Below are 22022 nucleotides of genomic sequence, written 5' to 3'. Positions count from 1 at the left end.
TGCCTGCCACCCCGCACCGGCAGGCCGGACACACAAGGAGTTCACCCCCGATGACCACACCTCTCCCACCGCGACCGCACACCACCCCGGTCGCCACCGAAACCGACCGTCGCCGAGTCGTTTTCGCCACCATTGTCGGCACCACCATCGAGTGGTACGACTTCTTCATCTACGCTGCGGCCGCCGGCCTGATCTTCGGCGATCTGTTCTTCAAGCCCGCCGGCGAGGGCATCGCGACGATTCTGTCGTTCCTCGTCGTCGGCATCAGCTTCCTGTTCCGACCACTCGGTGCGTTCCTCGCCGGGCACTTCGGTGACATCTACGGCCGCCGGGTGATCCTGATGGTCACTCTGGTCATGATGGGTGTGGCGACGACCCTGGTCGGCGTGCTGCCGACCTACGACGCCATCGGCATCGCCGCACCGATCCTGCTCATCACGCTGCGCATCCTGCAGGGCATCTCCGCCGGCGGCGAATGGGGCGGCGCCGTGCTCATGGCCGTCGAGCACGCACCCGACCGCAAGCGCGGCATCTTCGGCGCATCGCCGCAGATCGGCGTCCCCCTCGGCCTCCTGCTGTCCTCCGGAATGATGGCGCTGATGACCGTCATCGCCCCCGGCGACGCCTTCCTGTCCTGGGGTTGGCGCGTGCCGTTCCTGTTCTCGATCGTGCTCATCCTCGTCGGCCATTTCATCCGCCGAAGCGTCGAGGAGAGCCCGGTGTTCCTGGAGATCGCCGAACGTAAGGAACAGACCAAGACCCCCATCGTCGAACTGTTCCGTCGCCACGGCGTGCTGGTGCTGATCGCGGCGTTGATGTTCGCCGGCAACAGCGCCGTCGGGTACATGGCCACCGGCGGGTACATCCAGAACTACGCGACCGCCGCCGACGGTCCACTCGGCCTCGCGCGCGGACCGGTGCTGTGGGCCGTCGCCGGGTCCGCGGTCACGTGGCTTCTCTTCACCGCCTTCGGTGCCGCGGTCAGCGACCGCATCGGCCGCCGCACCACCTATCTCATCGGCTGGCTCCTGCTACTGGTCGGCCTGCTACCCCTGTTCCCGCTGGTCAACACCGGAAACATCTGGTTCTTGTTCATCGGGCTGGCGCTGCTGACCGTCGGCCTCGGCTTCACCTACGGACCGCAGGCGGCGCTCTACTCCGAACTCTTCCCGGCCTCGATCCGCTTCTCCGGCGTGTCGATCTCGTATGCCATCGGCGCCATCCTCGGCGGAGCGTTCGCCCCGATGATCGCCGCGGCGCTCGTCCGCACCACCGGTACCACCACCAGCGTCGTGCTCTATCTCGGCGGCATGGTGCTCATCAGTCTCGTCGCGACCCTGGTCCTGCGTGATCGCAGTGGCATCGCCCTGGGTCCCGACCACGAAGCAGAACAAGCAGTAAGTCCGATCAGAGGAATGACGAGGGTCTGAACAATGCAGTTCCATCACCACGGATACGTCTCCAGCGACCCCCGGGTCGAGCCGGCCGCAGGCGTCGGCGTCAACCGTCCCGACGAGCTCCCCGATGAGATCGATGTCCTCATCGTCGGCACAGGCCCGGCGGGCATCGTCACCGCCGCGCAGCTCTCGCAATTCCCGAACGTCACCACCCGCATCGTCGAGCGTCGTCCCGGCCGGCTCGCCATCGGGCAGGCCGACGGCATCCAGGCGCGGAGTGTGGAAACGTTCCAGGCCTTCGGGTTTGCCGAGCGGATCATCGCCGAGGCCTACCGGATCACCGAGATGGCGTTCTGGAAGCCGGACCCCAACGATTCGTCGAAGATCGTGCGGGCCGCACGTACCGCGGACGATCCCACCGGGATCAGCGAGTTTCCGCACCTCATCGTGAACCAGGCACGCGTGCTCGACTACTTCGCCGAGTTCATGGCCAACTCCCCCACCCGCATGCGCCCCGACTACGGGTATGTCTTCCGCGGCCTGGAGATCGGCGACGGCGAGTACCCGGTGACCGTGACTCTCGAGCACACCGCCGGCCCGAATGAGGGAGCCACCCGCACCGTGCGCGCCAAGTACGTCGTGGGCGCCGACGGCGCGCACAGCCGGGTGCGCGACTCCATCGGCTGTACCCCGTACGGCGACAAGGCCAATCACGCGTGGGGCGTCATGGACGTGCTCGCCAACACCGACTTCCCCGACATCCGTACCAAGTGCGCCATCCAATCGGGCTCCGGCGGCAGCATCCTGCTCATCCCGCGTGAGGGTGGCTACCTGTTCCGCATGTACGTCGACCTCGGCGTCGTGCCCGAGAACGACAACGGCAGCATCCGCAAGACCAGCATCGACGACATCATCAAGCAGGCCAACGAGATCCTGCATCCCTACACCCTGGATGTGAAAAACGTTGCCTGGCATAGCGTCTATGAGGTCGGCCATCGTGTCACCGACCGCTTTGACGATGTGCCGACCGACGAGATCGGCTCCCGCACCCCGCGAGTGTTCATCACCGGCGACGCCTGCCACACCCACAGCGCCAAGGCCGGACAGGGCATGAACGTCTCCATGCAGGACGGCTTCAACATCGGTTGGAAGCTTGGACACGTGCTCGAAGGCCGGGCCCCGGAGAGCCTGCTGGCGACGTATTCGGCCGAGCGGCAGGTCATCGCGCAGAACCTCATCGACTTCGACCGCGAATGGTCGACGATGATGGCCAAACGGCCCGAAGAGTTCGACTCCCCGTCCGAACTCGAGGACTTCTACGTCAAGACCGCCGAATTCCCGGCCGGTTTCATGACCCAGTACCAGCCGTCGATGATCATCGGTGCGGCGAACCACCAGAACCTCGCCACCGGTTTCCCTGTCGGCAAGCGGTTCAAGTCGGCGCCGGCGGTCCGGGTATGCGACGCCAACCCGGTCCAGCTCGGCCATCACCATCGGGCCGACGGCCGTTGGCGTGTCTACGTTTTCGCACCCGACGCCAACGCAGCGGTGAACAACGCGGCCATCGACGCCTCGACGCTCGACGACTTCGCGAGCTGGCTGACCACCTCACCCGAGTCACCGGTGGTGCGGCACACCCCGGAAGGCGCCGACGTCGACTCGATCATCGACGTCAAGGTGATCTACCAGCACGACCACACCCGCGTCGACCTCGGCACGGTGCCGGCGATCTTCCTGCCGAAGGTCGGCCCGTTCGCCCTGACCGACCACGAGAAGGTCTATGCGACGGACCCAGAGGTCGACATCTTCGCCGAACGTGGGATCGATCGGCGCGGGGCCGTCGTAGTGGTGCGGCCGGATCAGTACGTCGCCGACGTGCTGCCGCTGTCGGCGACCGCCGAACTCAGTGCGTTCTTCGCGCAGAATCTGTTGCCGCAGAACGCATCCGCCCGCGTCTGACGGTTCCCCATGCGTGGAGGTGAGTTCTTCCTCCCGCTCCTGGTTCTTCGGCACCTTGCAAGGTCAAGAGGAACGTGAAGCGGGGGGAAGAACTGCTACCGAAGTAGGCCGACGTACCGTAGCGCGGACTCCAGCTTGGCGTGGAGAATCTTGGGGCGCATCGAGTCCGCCCAGATCCAGCGGACAACGTGGGGGCCCGTCGCGCGAATCGCGTCCTCTCGGAGTTTCTCGGCAAAGAGGACGTCCTCGGGTAGTTGATCGCTGAACGGGCTGGATCGGTGATACTTGACCCGTCCGTCGAACTCCCCGACCAGTCGGAGGGTGCCCGATTCGTCACGCCACCCGAAGTCGCCGTACACCTGCCTGCCCCCGTCAAGGTCGATCCAGATCGGGACCTGGAGTTCGGGCTCGGGGATGAGTGGATCGTCGGCGAGCACCAGCCTGCTCACCGTTTCGCCGATGCTCTCGGCGCGTCCGTCGGCGAGAGCGAGCGCCGCACGCAGGGTCGGCGCACCATGATGGCGGCGCAAGCGTGTGACCTGCTGGTCGATCTCACACCGCTCGATTCCCAGGTGGAGGTCCGAGTCGATCACACACACCGCCTGCTCCAGAGTTCCGAGCCGGGCATGGTCGCACACCGTGCGAGCCGGCGCTGTGGCTCGCATGTCGTTCAGAACAATCACTTCGGAGTCTTCTAGCTCCGCCTGATGTGTGATCCCGTGTGCCGACCGTTTGCCGGCCGTGGCTGCGGTGAAATGCACGGTCGACAGGTCGGGACGCAGCATCGGAATGCCGTGCAGCACAGCGGCCGACGTGTGGCTCACGACGCGCCCCTGCCCGCTCTTTTGCGACAGGGGATGGGCGAACCAGCAGCGGGGGAACGAACCGACAGACAGGGGCAGTGCGCCTAGCGTGAGGCCTTCCGGGCGTGGTCGAGCAATGTCCGCAGGTGAGCGAGCGACCGAGTGGTCTGCTCGGCGCTGCCGTGCGTGATCTGATTGAACACCAACCCCTCGGCCGCAACGTAGACCAGGTGCGTGAAGTCGCGATCGGGCGTCAATCCGGCCAGCGTCAACTCGGAGTGGATCGCGTCGATGTACGCGTCGTAGATGGTTTCGACGTGCTGGCGTAACTCGGGGCGTCGGCGCGATTCGAGGATGACCTCGAACTGGAATGCCTCGCCGGCTGCTTTGGCCGTGGCCAGACCTGCCAGACCCTCGAACAGCGCGTCGAGGTCGCCCGATCCCGGACGGCTGGTGACTGATTCCATGCTCAGCGTCAGCGAGCGTTCCAGCGCCGCCTCGATCAGCGCATCCAGCGAACCGAAGTGGTGCGCTACGAGGGTGTGGCCGACGCCTGCCTCGCGGGCAACGGCACGATACGTCAAGCGCCGCAACCCACTATTAGCGACGACGCGCACCGCCGCGTCGAGTAGGGCGTCACGTCCCTCGCCATAGCGCCGCCGCGTCACCTCATCAGCCGACGTTGACATCTACGGTCTCCTCACCAGGCACTTCAGTCCTCCGCAACATTACCGATCCCCAAACACTGTTCCATGCCTTGACTAAATTGACCATTTGGTCCATTCTAGTGTCGACGGTCACAATCGACCAAATGTTCAGTTTCTCGCGATGCTGCCCTGTGACCCGATTCGACGGAACGACCACGAAGGATCCCCATGACCACTGCAGCCCCCACATTCAGCTGGAACAAGGACGATTGGGCGTCCCTGACCGACATGGCTGATGGATTCGACGAGTACCGGCCGCCCCACAGCACCGCGCTGGCGGGGCAGGCCATCGTCGTCGACGCCATTTACGACGACACCGACGAGGCGGTCGTGATCACCCACTCGTTCACCGACAGCGCTGTCGAGTGGTCGTTCGCGACCGATGACTCCCGGCAGAACGGTGACGGGGATACCTATGAACTGTTCGAGATGCAGTCCGGGCTGTACTACCTGCACTATCGCCGCAATTCGGCGGACCATCCGGTGGTGGTCAGTGCGGCCATCGACACAACCGCCGGTCTGGTCACCGGCGCGATCGGCGAACTCGGGATCGAGCCAGATCCCCATCTCGCGCGACAGCGGTGGTTCCGCGGCAGTATCCGTGGTGGCGCAGCACGGCACGGGGCGGCGATGCATCAACGCACCGAAGAACTGATCGGTCGTCGGGTCCGCTACGCGTACAGCAGCGACGACGTCTACGACCACATCTACCTCAACAGCAATCTCTTCACCTGGTTATGTCTGGGCGGAGCCGAACTCGGTGTCGGTGACACCGACGCGTGCACGTACTGGAAGCTGCGCGAGAACACCTACCTGTTCTCCTGGCTGGAGAAGAACGTTGGCGTCGAGGGCATGGTCCTGATCGACCTCAATGCGCATCGCACCGTCGGCATCCAGTTCGGCCTCGACCAGCAGAGCGGCGAACTGGTCAACATCACCATGGGGTCGCACGCCCATGAATTCGGTCGGGCCGGCGGCGTCGACGAGGTGCGACCCGGACCCGCCGTCAGCTGACCCCCGTCAATTCCCCTCTTGGAGTTCCCATGTCCAGTTCGCCCACCCACTCCCCCGGTGATGCCGCGCAGCAGTCGACGACGCACGAGTCCGCCCGCGGCGGCTTGCGTCCGGGACGCCTTGGCGCCATCGCCATCATCTTCTTCGTCGTGGCGGCCGTCGCGCCCATGGCGGCCATCGTCGGTGCATCGCCAATCGTGTTCTCCGCCAACGGTGTCACTGCTCCCCTGGTGTATCTTCTGGCCGCCCTGCTGTTCGCGGTGTTCTCTGTCGGCTACGTCGCCATGAGCCGACACATCACCAACGCCGGCGGATTCGTCGCGTACATCGCCCGCGGACTCGGCGTGCGTGCGGCGACGGCTGCCGCAGGACTGGCCATCCTCGCCTACACCGCACTGCAGGCTGCGCTGTGGTCCCAATTCTCGGTCTTTGCACAACAATTGCTCTCCGACAAGCTTGGCGTGGACGTCCCCCGCTGGATCCTCATGTTCGGTTGCCTCGCCGTCGTCACCGCTCTGACCGTGATCGGCGTGGATGTCAGTCTCCGCGTCCTCGGTGCGCTGGTCGCTCTGGAGATCGCGGCATTCGTCGTCTTGGACATTGCGATCATCATCAGTAGCGGCGGCGCCGACGGTAATTCGCTCGCCGGATTCAACCCCACGGATCTGGCCGGCCCCGGTCTGGGCGTCGCATTCCTGTTCTGTATCACCTGCTTCACCGGTTTCGAGGCCACCGTCGTCTTCTCCGAAGAAGCAAAGAACCCGCGACGCACCATCCCGCGCGCGGTCTACGGATCCATCGCCTTCATCGGAATCTTCTACGCACTGACCACGTGGGCGCTCGGCAACTCCGTCGGCGCCGACAATGTCCAGGCCGCCGCGACCAACGACCCGGCCGGATTCGTCTTCGCCATCGCCACCGCAGAAGTCGGACCATGGCTGACCACCACCATGCAGGTGCTGGTGGTGACGAGCTTCCTCGCCATGCTCATCGGGTTCCAGAACATGTTCGCGCGCTACCTCTTTGCACTGGGTCGTGCCGGCGTCCTGCCACGACAGCTTGGACACGCACATCCGGTCCGCGCAACGCCCGCCGTCGCCGCGGCATCGATCGGCATCGCCCTGGCAGTCATCCTGGCCGTGTTCGAACTCGCCGGCGCCGATCCGATCACTGTGACCTTCAGCTGGCTGCTGTCGTTGGGTACCGTGAGCCTGATTGTGATCCTCATCCTCACGTCGATCTCCATCATCACCTTCTTCGCCCGCACCAAGCTCGAAACCAAGACTTGGACAACCCTTATCGCGCCGTCGATCGCAACCCTCGGATTCGGATTGGTCATCTACCTGGCGCTGACCAACTACGACGCGCTGCTGGGCGGAGACGGCGCCACCGCGGAGTGGTTGCTGCTGCTGATCCCCGCTTTTGCTATCGCCGGGTTCGCGTGGCCGAGTGTGCGGCGGCACATCAACTATCAAGCGGAACTCGTGTAAGCCACGCCAGGCTCAGTTCTTCCCCCCGCTCCTGGTTCTTCGGCACCTTGCAAGGTCAAGAGGAACGGGAAGTGGGGGTAAGAACTCTTACCGATACAGGCGGACCCGATGGTTGGACGATGAGGTGCGTCCGCGAACCGCGGCTGCGATTCGGATCGCGCTGACCGAGGTCAACGTGGTGCGCATGGGTTCGCTGAGACGCTCACCGATCTGATCGTCGTGTGACTCGAGCAGGTGGCGAACTCGGCGGAAGTACTCAGACTCGCTGAGGCCGAAGAGAAGCCAGATGTCTTCTCGGCTCCCGCCGCCGAAGTGCGCCCAGGCGATGGCAAATCGCAAGATGTCGTGAGCCGGAGTCGGCCACGCGGCTTGACGCGATGCTTGGGGGTGTGGGTGAGAGAGTGTGTTTCGCATGGGGTCAGCTGTCGGTGTCGTGGGGTGCAGGCGCTGTCACTGTCCGGTCAACGAGTCCGGCCATGGCGCGGAGTTGGTCGGTGGCTACGAGCAGGGCGGGTAGATCACGGCGCGCTGCACCGAAGATCTGGTCGAGGATGGCGCGCGTGCGGTGCAGTCGGGACTGGTTGATGTGTTCCCACTCAGCCACTTTCGTGTCCGTGGAGTCGCTGTCGATGGATCCGTGCAGGACGTCGGCGGTGATCAGCTTCATGGTGGTGTGCACGCTGGCGTGCAGCGTTTGTTGGGCCAGACCGCCCCACCTGTCGGTATCGTCGATGGAGTCGAGTGCAGCGTGAGCGCGATGTACCGACAAATGGTCGCTCAGCGCGTAGTAGAGCTCGGCCACCTCAAGCACATCGCGGTTCTCCGAGTCCGCGACGTCGACGATGTCGAGTGTGTCGAAACTGTATGGGAGAGCGGCCAGTTCCGTCGCCAGATGGGGATTGATGCCTTCGGCCTCGAGTTTGGCGGCGGTGCTGACCAATTCGGCACGTTGGTCACCGTGCAGCCACGCAGGCAGTTGCGGCAGGAGTTGTTTGTAGGCGTTGCCGTAGCGGCGGATCTCGGCGTTGATGGCCAGCGGCTGGGGGCGATTGGAGAGTAACCATCGGCTGAGTCGGTCCAATAACTGCCGAACCAGCATCCGGGAGGTGTTCGTGGCCCGCGCATTCGTCGTTCCAGACGTGCTCGTCGTGGCCAGCGAGGAGATGTCGGCGATGGCGCTGGCAGCGATGAACGCCCGTACCGCGTCGGCGACGGTGATTCCGGTGTCCTCACAGAGCCGGAACACATAGGAAATGCCTGCTGTGTCCACGATTTCGTTGGTCAGCACCGTTGCGGTGATCTCCCGGCGCAGCGAGTGATGGAGAATCGCCTCGCGATACTCGGTTTGCAGTCGCCGCGGAAAGTATCCGAGAAGCCTGCCGTTGCAGGACTCGCCGTCGATGACATCACTGGCCAGGATCTGTGCCTTGAGGTTCAGTTTGATGTGTGCCGTGAGGGTGGCCAGCTCCGGCGACGTCAGTCCCTGCCCGTGCGTGGCGCGGAGGTCGATCTCCTCCGCCGACGGCAGCCCTTCGAGCTCACGATTGAGATTGTGGTCGGTGACCAGGGCATCGATCTGCCGGGCGTGGACGAGTAGGCGGTCGGCGGCGTGTTCCCGAAGGCTGCCCATCAGCTGGTTCTGGCTGATGTTGGAGGCCAGGACGAGGCGTTCGACGTCGTCGGTCATCTGCCGCAGCAGATCATCTCGACGGTCAGGGTCGATTGCGTTGGTGGTGACCAGATCATCGAGCAGGATCTTGATGTTGACCTCGTGGTCGGAGCAGTCGACACCGGCAGCGTTGTCGAGGGCGTCGGTGTTGATCCGGCCAGCCGCACGGGCGTACTCGATGCGGCCGGCGGTGGTGACACCCAGGTTGCCGCCTTCCCCGATGACCGCCGCACGAATCTGCGTGGCATCAACGCGCACAGCGTCATTGGCTTTGTCGCCGACATCGCGGTGGGTTTGCGTTGCCGCCTTGACGTAGGTGCCGATGCCGCCGTTCCAGAGCAGGTCGACGGGTGCGCAGAGAATGGCCTTGATCAGCTCGTTCGGAGTCAATGCACGCAAGGTCGGCGCGAGGTCCAGAGCAGTACGGATCGTGTCGGTGAGGTCGATTGATTTGGCTGCGCGATCGAAGACGCCGCCGCCGGTGCTGATCAGCGTTGGGTCGTAGTCGGCCCACGAGGATCTCGGGAGGTCGAACAGTCGCTTGCGTTCCTGCCAGGAGCGTGTCGGGTCGGGGGTGGGGTCGAGGAAGATGTGTCGGTGGTCGAAGGCGCCGATGAGTGTGATGTGTCGGCTCAGCAGCATGCCGTTGCCGAACACGTCGCCGCTCATGTCGCCGATGCCGACCACGCGGAAGTCCTGCGTCTGGGTGTCGACGTTCATCTCGGCGAAGTGCCGTTTGACGCTTTCCCAGGCGCCTTTGGCGGTGATGCCGATGGCCTTGTGGTCGTAGCCGACCGAACCGCCCGACGCGAAGGCGTCGCCGAGCCAGAAGCCGTAGTCGGCGGCGACATCGTTGGCGATGTCGGAGAACGCCGCGGTGCCCTTGTCCGCGGCGACCACCAGATAGGAGTCAGGGTCGTCGAGTGCCCGGACACCGGTGGTGCTGCGTGGCGTTCCCGTTGCCGCGTCGATGTTGTCGGTGATGTCGAGCAGTGCGGCGATGAACTCGCGGTAGCAGTTGGTGACGGTCCGCATCCGCGCGTCGCGGTCGGTGTCGGTGCCGCCGCCACGATGCGGTGCCTTGACGACGAATCCGCCTTTGGCACCGACCGGCACGATGACGGCGTTCTTGACTGCTTGGGCTTTGACCAGCCCGAGGATCTCGGTGCGATAGTCGTCGAGTCGATCCGACCACCGCAAGCCACCGCGGGCCACCCGACCGAAGCGGAGGTGGACTCCCTCGACACGCGGCGAGAAAACGAAAACCTCATGGGCCGGGCGTGGTTCGGGGATCAGCTCGTCGAGCGAGCGTGTATCGAACTTCAGTGACAGGGCCGGTGATCGCAGCGTGCCGTCGGTGTCTGATCGGAAGTAGTTGGTCCGTGTCGTCGCGGTGACCAGTGTGAGGTAGGCACGGAGGATGGTGTCTTCCTCCAGGTTGGGCACCGCGTCGATGTACGTCGTGAGCTCACTGTGCAATGCGTCGACGCCGGCGTCGGTCGCCGACGCCGCGGGAGACAGCCGGGTGCGGAACAATTCCCACAGGCTCGCGGCCATCCCCGGGTGGGTGTTCAGTACCTTGGCAAGTCTGCTGTGACCGTGCGAGAAGCCGGCCTGGCGGAGATATTTGGCGTAGGCGCGTAGGAGTTCGGCCTGCCGCCAGGTGAGACCGGCGGTGAGGACCAGCGCGTTGAACGGGTCGATGTCGGCGCGTCCGGTCCACGCGGCAGCGAACGCGTCGCACACCCGAGCACCGATGTCTCCGTCGAGGTCGGGCCTCGGCGAAGGTTCAGCGTGTCCGGCGGCGGCGTGCTGTGCCCGGGGCACCGACTCGATACCGAAGTCGTACACCCAGACTCGGCGACCATCTGTTCGCGTCAGATGGTGTGGCCGCTCATCGACGACGCCCATGCCGAGGCTGCCGAAGATGGGCAGGATGTCGCTCAGGAGGGTGCGCTCGCCGAGGCTGTAGATGGTGAGGCAATGCTCGACGGCAGGCTCGGTGGGGTGCCCGGTCAGGCGAACGTCGATCTGCCCGGGCTCCAACGACTCGATCCGGCGGCGGTCCTCGATCGCGCGTCGCGGCGAGAAGTCATCCTTGTAGGCGACCGGCAGACGTGTTGCGTACCGGCGCGCCTCGCTGTCCGGCTCAGCGAGTCGCGCGAATTCGTCGTCCCAGCTGTCGGTGATGGCCATGAGGGCGGTTGCCGCCTTCTGCGGTGCGTTCGACGAACTGGGGGCCGGTGCCGTTGATGTCATGTCCTGTTTCATGGGGTTGTTACGCCGGATCCTGGTTGTGGTGCTTGGGGTTTGTGCGGTCAGCGAGTGCGGAAGCCGCCGTCGACGACGAGTTCGGTGCCGGTGATGAAGCTGGCGTCGTCGCTGACGAGGAAGGCGACTGCGGCAGCGAGTTCGGAGACGTCGGCGCGGCGTCCCAGCGGGGTTTCCGGGATGACGCCACCACTCTTCTCGTTGGCGTTGATGGGTGTGGCCACGCCGCCGGGGACGAGAGCATTGACGCGGATCCCGTCGTCGGCGAGTTCGAGAGCCGCGGTGCGGGTCAGTCCCAGCATGCCCGACTTGCTCGATCCGTAGGCGGCGTAGCCGACGGCGCCAGACGGGCCGAAGATCGAGGAGGTGTTGACCACCGCGCTGTTGCTGCCGACGCGTAGCAACGGAATCATGGTGTGCAGACCGAGGAATGCGCCGGTGAGGTTGATGCCGATCGTCCGGTTCCAGGCCTCGAGGGTCTCTTCTTCGATGGTCGTGACTTTCACGATGCCTGCGTTGTTGACCAGGATGTCGAGGCGACCGTGGTCGTTCTGGATGCGGTCACGGACGGCCTGCCAGTCATCGGCGCTGGACACGTCGAGGTGCAGGTAGGTGGCGTCGAGTCCTTTGGCACGCAGTTCGGCGGCGGTGGTCTCGCCGTCCTCGTCGAGGACGTCGGCGAGGTAGACGATGGCTCCCTCGCTGCCCAGGCGTAAGCCGTGCGCGGCTCCTTGGCCGCGGGCTCCGCCGGTGATGAGCGCGATGCGGTTGGACAGGCGGGTTGCGGACACGTCGGTCATGAGATGTTTCCCTTCAAATCGGTTGTCAATAACTGTGTTTCGCGCAATGTGGTCGTCGTTAGTCGGCGGCGAGTTCGGCAGCGCTGGCACGCGGTATCGCGATCACCGGGACCGGTGAGTGGCGAATGATTTTCGAGGCGTGGGATCCGACAAATACTCGTGCGACCGGACCCGCGTCGCTGGATCCGACGACCAGGAGGTCACCGTCATCCCAGGTGACACTGTCGAGCGCATCCTGCCAGTCCCGGCCCTCACCGATGACGAACTCCGGCTTGCGGTGTGCGGTTGCGGCGTCGGCGTCGATGGCAGCGGTGACGTCGTGGTGGATGGCCTTGTGCCAGGACTCGAAGACCGATGGCCCTTCGAACGGGACACGCATTGCTGCCGGTGGTGAGAGGTGCACCGCGAACGACACCAGGCGCAGTTGCGCACCGAGTCGGCCAGCCAGTTCTTCGGCCGCAGCGACGTGCACCGGGCCAAGTGTGCCGCCTTTGAACGCGAGGTTTACTCGGGTGACCTTGCCGTAATTCGCGCGGAATCCCCGGGTGGCGACAGCCACCGGCACGGGTGCACTGTGCAGCACCCGGTCGGCGATGCTGCCGATGGTCACCTGCTCGACGCGGCCGGTCGCCGAACCCACCACGATCATGCTCGCCTGGTACTCCCCTGCCGCGCCGATGAGTCCTCGCGCGACCGACTCGGCATTGACTCGAACATAGTGCGCCCGAATGTCGGTGGGCATGTCCTCGCGGGCGAGTTCTAGTGCCTTGTCGGCGAGTTCGTCCACGTAGCTGCGGACTTCGGGATGATCTGGTGCGATTCCCGGGATTCGGGGGTCACGGATCGTGGTGCACACCACGATGTCCTCGCCGGTCGATCGGGCGATCATGCCGGCCAGGCTGAGGACGGCCTTTGCTCGACGATTAGTGGGATATCCAACGACGATGGTCATGGTTCTGCGGCCTTTCTGCTACGGCGTCACGACACAGCACATGCTGTGATCAAGCCAGTGCGACAGTTTTTGTCTCGTCGTACTCGTGGGTGATATCGGCGAGCTCTTTCGTGAGGAATCCGCTGCGCACGGCCCAGAAGTACATGCCGGCGGAGAACACGACCAGAATCAACGAACTCGTGAGCCCGGAGATCACGTGGCCGGGACCGTTGACATCCCAGTAGGACAGAAACGTGACGAAGATGAAGGTGGGCAACACCCAGATTCCGGCCTTGAGATGTTGGCGGCCTTCACCGTTGCTGATCACCCACAGCGCCACAACGAACGCGACGGCGGCCACGACGAATGCGGCGAGATAGGTTCCGATGGACCAGTGTCCGGTGACCTGCTTCCCGCCGGAGAACATCCAACCACCCTGATGGGCGATGATCACCCAGGCCGCGGTGAACACGATCGACAGCACTCCGCTCTGCGTGCTTCGGCTCCACCCGTTTTTCACGCTCGAGTACGAGGCGTAGATCGGCAGGCCAAGCATGGTGACGGTCAGCACGTTGATCATGGTGGCCCAGCCGGCCCAATAGATGGTGAACATACTCAAGATGAATCCGGCGAGCCCGAAGAACGTGACCGCGGGGATTCTGATGGGTCGGGGTAGCTGAGGCGCCAGCCGGCGGAACACCTGCACTGACGGAGCTGCGATGACGTAGTTGAACATCATCGCGGTGGCCACCATGCCGACGAACACGTACCAACTCGGCACCGGGAGGAAGAACAGGAACCCGATTCCGGTGACGACCACCAACGCCACCCAGGGTGAGCCGCGCCGGTTGAGGCGCTGCAGACCGCGAGGCAATTCTCCGTTGGCCGACATCGAGTAGGTGACGCGTGAGCCCAGGCCCAGCCACACCCAGCCACTCGCAGCCGGTGAAAGCAACGCATCAGTGAGCAGGAGGTAGGAGAACCAGGTGAATCCGGCGGCCATCACCGCATCGAGCAGCGGTGATGCCGACCAGTTGCTGGTGATCAAGCCCGCCCAATCACCCGGCGCCACACCGGCATCCGTCCAATCGATGGCACCGATGAAACCGATCTGCAAACCCACATACACCACCAGCGGGAAAGCGATGCCGCCGACGATCATCGCGATCGGAAGACTTCGCCGCGGGTTGATGGCCTCGCCGCCGAACTCGGCGATCAGTCGAACACCGTTGAACGCGAACACGATTCCGCCACCCGAGACCGCACCCAGTACCGCGGCCCAACCCATCGGAGCGAACCCACCGTAGGCAGAGAAGTTCTCGGTGTTCATGGCGGTCATCATCAGCAGGAACGTGGCCACCGGAATGACGCACTTCCAGATCGTCACCCACTTGTTCGACTCGGCCATCAACGCCGCGCCGAAGATGTTCAACACGAAGAACACTGCCAACAACGCGAAACCGACGAGGATACCGGCCGGCCACGTCAATATCGTGGTGCCGGATTGGTGGGCGACCAGGCCCAGTTCGGGCCATCGCCCACCGAGGTAGGTGACCACCGCCTGCGCTTCGATCACCGGAAGTGCGATGCAGGCCAGGAGGTAGGCGAATCCGTTGAACCAGGAGGCGAACGCTCCGTGGCTGAGTCGCGGATAGCGGACGCTACCGCCCGAACAGGGCAGCATGGTGCCGAGTTCGAGCCAACTGACTCCGATGATCGAGAAGATGAACGCCGCGACAAACCAGGACAGGATGGATGCCGGTCCGGCTTTCGTGGCGGCCAGCAGGGTCGCCAGCAGCCACCCCGACCCGATGGTGATGCTGATGGACAGACCGATCAGGGACGTGAGTCCGATCGTCCGCTTCATACTCAACGTGGTGGTTGCGCCGTCATCGGCTATGGGGGGCTGGGCGTCGGATGATGGTCTCGACATGACGATTTCCTTGCGATCAGGGCGGCCGCACGCATCCCCCGATGATGCGCCGGAGCTTGGTAGGGGTTCTTCTTATGCGTTGCTGGCGTGCAGGTTTGCTTCGAAGGCGTCGAGCAGCCGGTGGGTGTCGGCGAGCTGGTCATTCCAGATGTCGCGCGGAATGTCGATGCGATCGTCGGCCTCCTGCAGCTGACCGAGATAGTGGGCGACGCGCGTGCCCTCATCCCCGGCACTGTCGTGCATGGCCAGCATGCGGGCCACGATTTTCGCCTGCACACCGTAGACCGGGATCTGCGGGCCGCGCGGCGAGGTCAGACCGATGTAGTACAGCTTCTCCAAGCCCTGCGGGATGATGCCGCCGGCATGACGCAGCGGCACGCCGTTGCTGCGCGGCACGAGCGAGTCGTCGAGGAACGGCAACGACGGGTGGAAGCCGGTGGCGTAGAGGATGGTGTCGTAGTCGCGGGCGGTGCCGTCGGTGAAGTGCACGGTGTTGCCATCGAATCGTTCGATGCCGTGTCCGACGACGCCGACCCGGCCGTGGTGGATCCAGTAGAGCAGCAGGTCGTTGACCACGGCGGGTCCCTCGGCGATCGCCCGATGGTGCGGCACCGGCAATCCCGGATAGTCGGCGTTCTCACCGATCGACACCCGTGCCAGCAGTCGGGAGATCAGGTCCTGTTCGGACGGCGAGAACTCGGCCATGAACCCCAGTTCGGCGCGCGGGCGGCCGAAGTACATTTTCGGCTGGAAGTAGGCGCCGTGGCGAATCACGATGTCGACCTCGAAACGGTGCTGCGCGGCGTCGACGGCCAGGTCGCATCCGGAGTTGCCGGCGCCGACGACGAGGACTCGCTTGCCCACGATGTCGTCGGTGTTGCGGTACTCGCTGGAATGGATCTGCGGTCCTGCGAAGGTGCCGGGAACGTTGGGGATCTTCTTGTCCCAGAGGTGACCGTTGGCCACCAGGACACCGTTGTAGGTGTCGGCGCCGGCGGAGGTGGTGACGACCCAGCCGGCCGATCCGACGGGTCCGGCGGTCTCGACCGGGGTCACCGAGAGCACTTCGGTGTTGAACGTGATCCGCTTGTCGTGGCCGCGTTCGGCGGCGAAGGAGTGGATGTACTCGGTCACCTGGTCGCGCCGCGGGAAGTGCGGGTAGTGCTCGGGCATCGGGAAGTCTTCGAAGACAGTCTGATTGCGCGAGGTGATCAGATGCAGGGCGTCGTAGTCAGTGTTCCAGTGACCGCCGACGACGTCGCTCTTCTCGAAGCAGTCGACCTCGTAGCCCTGTTCGGTGAGCATGTTGAGTGCGGACAGACCGGCCGCGCCGGCGCCGATGACGCAGTACTTCATTGGTTGGTGTTCCCTTCTGGTGGCAAACGTGATGTGGCTATTGACTTGTGGGCCTGGCATTTTCAGCTGTATTCGGTGTCAGCGGATGACGTCGCCGCCGGAGAGGACGATCGTCTCTCCGGTCATGTATCCGGCGTCGGGGCTGCCGAGGATGGACACCCAGCGGGCGATTTCGTCGGGCTGTCCGACGCGGCCGAGTGGAATGCTTGCCGCGGCGGCGTCCATGCGTCCGGTGGCCGCGTTGCCCGGGGTGTTCACCCACCCGGGTGCGATGGCGTTGACGCGGATTCCGCGGGGCGCGAGTTCGAGGGCAAGCTCTTTGGTGAGCATCACTACGGCTGCTTTGGACGCGCCGTACAGCAACTGTCCGCGGGAGACCGTGAAGGCATCGACGGAGGCGAAGTTGACGATCGAGCCGCCGGCGGTCATGTGCTCGACGGCAGCGGCGGTCACGTTCAGAACGCCGAGGACGTTGACGTCGAAAACCTTGCGGTACAAGTCCTCGGTGAAATCGTCGAGCGTGCTGGGCGGATAGATCCCGGCGATGTTGGCCACCAGTCCCACCGGATCAGACGAATCGGCGCAATGGGCGGCTATGGCCGCACTCACCTGGTCACGCTTGGTGACGTCGACCTCGGTGGTGGTGAAGTGTTGCCCGTTGGCTTCGACGGTGGTCGCGACACGGTCGAGGGCCAGGACGTTCCATCCGTCGGCGGCCAGCGCCGCGGCCGTCGCGCAACCCATACCGCTGGCGGCGCCGGTCACCACTGCGGTGTTTGCGTTGTTGGCAACCATTGTGGTCAAACCCCTTTGTGTGATCTGAGACTCTTCAGAACCGGGTCGTTCTGAACTGATGTTTTCAATCATGAGTCGCGCAAAGACTGTCGTCTACGTCATACTTCGAGTACCAGATCAAGGATGAGGCTATAGATGGGTGGTTTTATGGCTGCCGCGATGCCGAGATGTTTCTACGGTGTGACCCGTGAATCGGTGAGATGTCATGGAGAGTCCGGGCGATGAGTGAGGGGCCGACGCTGCGGCAGCTTCGCTACTTCCTGCGCGCCGTCGAGACCGGGTCGTTCTCGGCGGCCGCCGCGGCCGAATACGTCGCCCAGCCCAGCCTGTCAGACCAGATCCGACGACTCGAACGCAATATCGGGTCGCAGTTGTTCACCCGAACGAACCGAAACCTGCAGCTGACCGACGTCGGGCGGCTCATCGTTCCGCTCGCCGAACAGACCGTGCGCTCCGCCGACGATCTCGCATCGGCCGCGCGTGACGCGCGCACCCTCGCCGGCGGAGAGGTGTCGTTCGGGACGTTCAGTACCGCCCACCGCTATCTGCTGGCACCTCTGATCACCGATTTCCGGTCGATGCACCCGCAGGTGCGGGTGCGCATCGTCGGTTTGAACTCCTCAGAGGTCGCCGACAACGTGCGGTCCGGAGACCTCGAGGCGGGGCTGGTACAGCTGCCCGTCGACGAGCACAACCTCACCGTCAGCAAGCCCGTGCTTGTCGATGAAGTCGTGTTCGTCAGTTCCGACCCCAGTCGCACCGCGACCCCCAAAACCATCCGCGATCTGGCTGAATGCACGCTCATCCTCTCCGAAGCGCACTGGCGCAGTGAGGATCCGTTACGGCGCGGGTTGGCCGAGCGGGCAGCCGCGGCCGGTGTGAAGATCCAGCCCGCGATCGAGGTCGAGTTTCAATCCGCCGCACTCGAACTCGCCGCGCACGGCACCGGCGAAACCCTGGCGTCCTATCTCACCGTCCGCAGCTACGCCGGAGCCAACCGGGTCAACTGGACATCCCTGGACCCGCCCTACGAGGAACGCTTCGCCTTCATCACCCGCGCCGGCGGTGGAATGTCGCCGGCCACCCGACGATTCATGCGCCTTACCGCACGTCACATGGCGCTGCTGCGCAGACGCAGCCTGACCGCGCACACCGACGAACCGGTCTTGACCACGTTTCTCGATTAGCCAGCCGCCTGGATCCCGCCACCTGGGTCAGTTCTTCCCCCCGCTCCTGGTTCTTCGGCACCTTGCAAGGTCAAGAGGAACGGGAAGTGGGGGGGGAAGAACTCTTATCGTTGCCCCGTGGGCCAACTGGAATACTCGTCGGTATGAAGTGGCTGATTCTTGCCGGTGCGATCGTCTACGAAGTAGCAGCGTCGTTGTCGCTGAAGGGCTCCGAGAACCACCCTTGGCTCTATGTGGTCGTCGCGGTCGGGTATCTCGTGGCCTTCGGATGTCTGGCGCTGGTGCTCAAACTGGGCATGCCGCTCGGTGCGGCGTACGGCATCTGGGGTGCCATGGGCGTCGCGTTGACCGCGCTGTTCTCCACGCTGTTGTTCGACGAGGCGTTCACCCCGCTCATGGGGATCGGGCTGATCTTGATCGTCGGTGGGGTGTTGCTGGTCGAGACCGGCTCCAAGTCTCATCAATCACATTCTGAAACAACAGAATACGACGAAAGCATGACCCGCTGATGATGTATCTCTTCCTCATCGGCGCGATCCTCTGCGAGGTTGCGGGCACGCTCTCGTTGCGACTCGCCGTGACCTCGAGCAGGTGGTGGTATCTGGCCGTCGCCGCCGGCTACCTGGCAGCGTTCTGCTTCCTGCTGCTGACGTTGCGCGCCGACATGCCGCTCGGTGTCGCATACGGGGTGTGGGCCGCGTCCGGGGTCGCGCTCACCGCGATCGCGTCGAAGTATCTCTTCGGCGAGGCCCTCAATCGACGGATGATCAGCGGGATCCTGCTCATCATCGGTGGCGTACTCCTCGTAGAGTTGGGTGCGGCGCACTGACCGTGCGGATCTACCGTTGGTCCTCCCTCGTTGGTCGAGCAAGCGACCGAGCGCCAGCGAGGGAGCGCATCGAGGCCACAACCCCTGGGCGACAGTCGATCTCGATGCGTTTCCTCGCAAGCTCGGAGCCTTACTCGATCAGCGGTAGGACGCGATCAACGCGACGCGGCCGTCGGACCGTACAAACCCGCGATGAAACTTTCGAGCAACTCGTCCTGCCGCATTGCAGGCATGAGGTCGGGTGTCAGCACCGCCATGATCTGCATGCCCATCATCGACGACAGCCAGGAATCGGCCGCGAGGATGGTGTCGGTGGGGGCTATCTCGCCGTCGGATACCGCGTCGTCGAGAAAACCGACGATCTCGTCGCGCCAGGTCTGCATGGCCTCGACGTTGGTGCGGTTGATGACGGGGTCGTACATGGCGCGGTCCCAGAGCGTCGTGGCGATTCGCGCCTCGAGTAGCGCCTCCGGGGTACGGGGCATGACCTCGCCGCAGAAGATCCGCAGCGCGGCCAATCCGCGCGAGTCACCGATGAGTCCGGCGATCCGGTTGTTGGTGGCGGTGTAGACGTAGTCGTACGCCTGCCGGATGACGTCGTCCTTGTTCGCGAAGTAGTACGACAGCACACCGTTGGCGTAGCCCGCCTCCTGAGCGATGGTGCGCATACTCATCGCCTCGATCCCGCGGGTGGCGACCAACCGCCACACGACCGCGATGATCTCGCGGCGCCGCTCATCGTGATCGACAACCTTCGGCACGATGCACCTCACCTCCCTCGCGAACCTCAACAGTCACTGTTTTCCCGCCCATCGGTGAGTTACACACTACGTAACACGCTCCGCACACACCGGAAACAACTTTTCGGAACTATTTCCTACGTTCGTAGGAAATAGATGCTACTGTGTTCCACACCACTCGAAACGGAGACTCTGATGGCCATCACACCCGACACCGTCGACCACCCGCTGTCCTTGCCGATCGCAAGCGAGATCGACGACGCCCGCGCAATCCTCACCGAAGCCGGCCTCGCCACCGACACATCGCGCTTCGTCTACGTCGGGCTCGTCGAGCCGGAGAAATCCGTGCTGTACGGCACCGACCTCCCCTCGGACCGACGTTTCCGCGTGATGCTGCTCGACCCGACCAAGCCCGAGTCCATCGACGCGGTCGTGTCGGTCACCGACCGCAAGGTCGTCTCCCACCGCGTGCTCGACACCGCGGTCGACGGTCAGGTGCCGGTGCTCGACGAGGAGTTCGGGCTCGTCGAGGAGGTGCTCGCGAAGGACGAGCGGTGGCTCGCTGCGCTGGCCGCTCGTGACCTGGATGTCGCCAAGGTGCGGGTCGCTCCCCTGTCGGCCGGCGTGTTCGACTACCCCGGCGAAGAAGGTCGCCGCATCCTGCGTGGCCTGGCCTTCCTGCAGCCCGAGCCCACCGACCACCCGTGGGCGCACCCCATCGACGGGCTCGTCGCCTTCGTCGACGTCACCGCACGCGAGGTCCTGCAGGTCCTCGACCTCGGCCCCGTGCCGATCCCGCAGGAGTCGGGCAACTTCACCGATCCCGAAATCGCCGGCCCGACCCGCACGACGCAGAAGCCGATCGAGATCACCCAGCCCGAGGGCCCGAGCTTCACCGTCACCGGCAACCTCGTCGAATGGGAGAAGTGGAGCCTGCGCGTCGGGTTCGACGCCCGCGAAGGCCTCGTCCTGCATCAGCTCGGCTTCGACGACGGCGGCCGCACCCGCCCGGTCATCCACCGCGCATCCATCGCCGAGATGGTGGTCCCCTACGGCGACCCCTCGCCGGTCCGCTCCTGGCAGAACTACTTCGACACCGGCGAATACCTCGTCGGCCGCTACGCCAACGCGCTGGAACTCGGCTGCGACTGTGTCGGTGACATCACCTACTTCGACGCCGTCGTCGCCGACGAACACGGCGCCCCGCACACCCTGCGCAACGCGATCTGCATGCACGAAGAGGACTTCGGCATCCTGTGGAAGCACACCGACCTGTGGGCCGGCTCGCACGAGACCCGCCGGCAGCGTCGTCTGGTGATCTCCTTCTTCACCACCATCGGCAACTACGACTACGGCTTCTTCTGGTACCTCTACCTCGACGGCACCATCGAATTCGAGGTCAAGGCAACGGGAATCGTCTTCACCTCGGCTTACCCGGGCAACGACTACGCGTACGCCTCGGAGATCGCCCCCGGCCTCGGCGCGCCGTATCACCAGCACCTGTTCAGCGCCCGCCTGGACATGATGATCGACGGCGCCCGCAACAGCATCGAGGAAATCGACAGCGTCCGCGTCCCGATGGGTGAGGGCAATCCGCACGGCAACGCCTTCACCCTGTCGAAGACGGTGTTGCGCACCGAATCCGAGGCGCAGCGCGACGCCGACAACGCCGTCGGCCGGGTCTGGCACATCACCAACCCGAATGTGACCAACCGGCTCGGCCACCCGGTCGCCTACGGCCTGTTCCCCGAGGGCAAGCAGACGCTGCTGGCCGACCCGCAGTCGTCGGTGGCCAAGCGCGCCGCGTTCGCCACCAAACACCTCTGGGTGACCCAGCACGCCGACGACGAACTCTACGCCGCAGGCGATTTCGTGAATCAGCATCCGGGTGATTCGGGCCTGCCCGCCTATGTCGCCAACAATCGGAGCGTCGACAACGAGGACATCGTCGTCTGGCACACCTTCGGCCTGACCCACTACCCGCGGCCCGAGGACTGGCCGATCATGCCCGTCGACTACACCGGGTTCACCCTCAAGCCCGTCGGCTTCTTCGACCGCAACCCCACCCTCGACGTTCCGGCATCCGCCGGCAGCGGCGAATCCGCCTGCCACTGCTGACCTCTCACCCTTCTCTCCTCCGG

At 64.6% G+C, this 22022-nt stretch carries 17 protein-coding genes; 8 read left to right on the top strand and 9 right to left on the bottom strand.

Annotation, left to right across the window (positions count from 1 at the left end; genetic code table 11):
• Positions 1–50: 50 nt before the first annotated feature.
• Both AAFP30_RS13800 and AAFP30_RS13795 read left to right on the top strand, forming a co-directional pair.
• The gene (locus AAFP30_RS13800) at positions 51–1430 is read left to right on the top strand and encodes an MFS transporter (RefSeq protein WP_419230486.1); all 1380 of its coding nucleotides are present in this window, start codon (positions 51–53) and stop codon (positions 1428–1430) included.
• 3 nt (positions 1431–1433) lie between these two features.
• Positions 1434–3356, top strand: a complete 1923-nt coding sequence (locus AAFP30_RS13795; RefSeq protein ID WP_419230485.1) for an FAD-binding monooxygenase — start codon at positions 1434–1436, stop codon at positions 3354–3356.
• A 95-nt stretch (positions 3357–3451) separates the two neighbouring features.
• Here the strand turns inward: AAFP30_RS13795 and AAFP30_RS13790 are convergent, their stop codons facing one another.
• The gene (locus AAFP30_RS13790; RefSeq protein ID WP_419230484.1) at positions 3452–4180 is read right to left on the bottom strand and encodes a hypothetical protein; all 729 of its coding nucleotides are present in this window, start codon (positions 4178–4180) and stop codon (positions 3452–3454) included.
• Positions 4181–4263: 83 nt separating this feature from the next.
• Positions 4264–4848 carry a TetR/AcrR family transcriptional regulator gene (locus AAFP30_RS13785; protein ID WP_419230483.1) on the bottom strand — a complete coding sequence of 195 codons (585 nt, stop codon included), beginning with the start codon at positions 4846–4848 and terminating at the stop codon, positions 4264–4266.
• A 186-nt stretch (positions 4849–5034) separates the two neighbouring features.
• Between AAFP30_RS13785 and AAFP30_RS13780 the strand changes: the two genes are divergently transcribed.
• Both AAFP30_RS13780 and AAFP30_RS13775 read left to right on the top strand, forming a co-directional pair.
• A complete protein-coding gene (locus tag AAFP30_RS13780) occupies positions 5035–5880 on the top strand; it encodes a MoaF C-terminal domain-containing protein (protein WP_419230482.1) in 846 nt (281 codons plus the stop codon).
• Between the two features lie 29 nt (positions 5881–5909).
• On the top strand, positions 5910–7370 hold the full coding sequence (locus AAFP30_RS13775; protein ID WP_419230481.1) for an APC family permease: 1461 nt from the start codon (positions 5910–5912) through the stop codon (positions 7368–7370).
• A 418-nt stretch (positions 7371–7788) separates the two neighbouring features.
• Here AAFP30_RS13775 and AAFP30_RS13770 read toward each other — a convergent pair whose 3' ends face one another.
• From AAFP30_RS13770 to AAFP30_RS13745, 6 genes are all read right to left on the bottom strand, one after another.
• The gene (locus tag AAFP30_RS13770; protein WP_419230480.1) at positions 7789–11298 is read right to left on the bottom strand and encodes an NAD-glutamate dehydrogenase domain-containing protein; all 3510 of its coding nucleotides are present in this window, start codon (positions 11296–11298) and stop codon (positions 7789–7791) included.
• 59 nt (positions 11299–11357) lie between these two features.
• Positions 11358–12110 carry an SDR family NAD(P)-dependent oxidoreductase gene (locus tag AAFP30_RS13765; protein ID WP_419230479.1) on the bottom strand — a complete coding sequence of 251 codons (753 nt, stop codon included), beginning with the start codon at positions 12108–12110 and terminating at the stop codon, positions 11358–11360.
• Between the two features lie 58 nt (positions 12111–12168).
• The gene (locus tag AAFP30_RS13760; protein WP_419230478.1) at positions 12169–13062 is read right to left on the bottom strand and encodes a universal stress protein; all 894 of its coding nucleotides are present in this window, start codon (positions 13060–13062) and stop codon (positions 12169–12171) included.
• Positions 13063–13111: 49 nt separating this feature from the next.
• Positions 13112–14974: an APC family permease gene (locus AAFP30_RS13755; protein WP_419230477.1), complete on the bottom strand. Its 1863-nt coding sequence runs from the start codon at positions 14972–14974 to the stop codon at positions 13112–13114.
• 72 nt (positions 14975–15046) lie between these two features.
• Positions 15047–16330, bottom strand: coding sequence for a flavin-containing monooxygenase (locus AAFP30_RS13750; protein WP_419230476.1), 1284 nt, complete (start codon positions 16328–16330; stop codon positions 15047–15049).
• 78 nt (positions 16331–16408) lie between these two features.
• Positions 16409–17125, bottom strand: coding sequence for an SDR family NAD(P)-dependent oxidoreductase (locus AAFP30_RS13745; protein ID WP_419230475.1), 717 nt, complete (start codon positions 17123–17125; stop codon positions 16409–16411).
• Positions 17126–17346: 221 nt separating this feature from the next.
• On the opposite strand from AAFP30_RS13745, the gene AAFP30_RS13740 reads away from it, so the two are divergent.
• The 3 genes from AAFP30_RS13740 (at position 17347) to AAFP30_RS13730 (ending at position 19141) form a co-directional block, all read left to right on the top strand.
• Positions 17347–18312, top strand: coding sequence for a LysR family transcriptional regulator (locus tag AAFP30_RS13740; RefSeq protein ID WP_419230474.1), 966 nt, complete (start codon positions 17347–17349; stop codon positions 18310–18312).
• A 143-nt stretch (positions 18313–18455) separates the two neighbouring features.
• A complete protein-coding gene (locus AAFP30_RS13735) occupies positions 18456–18821 on the top strand; it encodes a DMT family transporter (RefSeq protein ID WP_419230473.1) in 366 nt (121 codons plus the stop codon).
• Complete coding sequence (locus tag AAFP30_RS13730; RefSeq protein ID WP_419230472.1) at positions 18821–19141, top strand: DMT family transporter; 321 nt, start codon at positions 18821–18823, stop codon at positions 19139–19141. Before AAFP30_RS13735 ends, AAFP30_RS13730 begins: the two co-directional genes overlap by 1 nt.
• A gap of 155 nt (positions 19142–19296) precedes the next feature.
• Here AAFP30_RS13730 and AAFP30_RS13725 read toward each other — a convergent pair whose 3' ends face one another.
• Positions 19297–19902 (bottom strand): TetR/AcrR family transcriptional regulator, encoded by a 606-nt coding sequence (locus tag AAFP30_RS13725; protein ID WP_419230471.1) that lies wholly within the window; start codon positions 19900–19902, stop codon positions 19297–19299.
• A 174-nt stretch (positions 19903–20076) separates the two neighbouring features.
• Here AAFP30_RS13725 and AAFP30_RS13720 point away from each other — a divergent pair, with 174 nt between their 5' ends.
• The gene (locus AAFP30_RS13720) at positions 20077–21999 is read left to right on the top strand and encodes a primary-amine oxidase (RefSeq protein ID WP_419230470.1); all 1923 of its coding nucleotides are present in this window, start codon (positions 20077–20079) and stop codon (positions 21997–21999) included.
• The last annotated feature ends 23 nt before the right edge of the window (positions 22000–22022 follow it).

The sequence above is a fragment of the Gordonia sp. CPCC 205515 genome (assembly GCF_048537925.1).
Lineage (GTDB): Bacteria > Actinomycetota > Actinomycetes > Mycobacteriales > Mycobacteriaceae > Gordonia.
This window is presented reverse-complemented; position numbering and strand designations above follow the sequence as displayed.